Consider the following 573-nt stretch of genomic DNA (forward strand, 5'->3'; position numbering starts at 1 on the left):
TTTGACGACAGGAAAAACCCCCAAGTGCTTCAAGGGCAGCAGCACGACCGCTTAAGGCGCGCGCTGGCGCAGCAAAGCCAGATGCTGGGCGAGCAACTCAATAAAAACTTATYGCTGCCAGGCGCGGGCCAGTTCTTTTTGCTCCATGCCAACGACAGGACCTACTGGGTCTGGGATTTCGGCGGACCGCCCTACGGTGAAGAAATGCATATCACCTACACAAGAGGACTCAAGTCGGACTACATCGGCGCGGTGGGAATCAGGCGAACCTTGGGTTTGGCCCCCTGCGCATCCCAATGCTCCAGGATCGCCGAGAAATAGTGCTGACGCTGCTCGCACAGGACGGAGGCGCGGGAATTCACATCAGTTGCTATTAATTTAGTAGCTGCTTGCGCTCATCCTGATTGGGCTACAGGCCTATTTAATGCCTGAAATTGGCCCAAAATACCCCCAGCGTGAGCCGTTTTTTTTCCTGGGACGCGCAAAAAAACCAATTTGATGCTGCAAAGATCCATTTTTTTACGCAAAAAAATGCCTGTAGCCCAATAAGGGATGGCGCCAGCAGCTATATTT

General features: G+C 52.8%; 1 protein-coding gene. It reads left to right on the top strand.

Features of this window, described 5'->3' with window-relative positions; genetic code table 11:
• Positions 1-321, top strand: a 321-nt coding sequence (locus AC1DWI_RS25870; protein ID WP_477726288.1) for a hypothetical protein, incomplete at its 5' end; no start/stop codon positions are given.
• Positions 322-573 lie beyond the last annotated feature (252 nt).

It is taken from the genome of Polaromonas sp. P3_C2 (assembly GCF_056402675.1).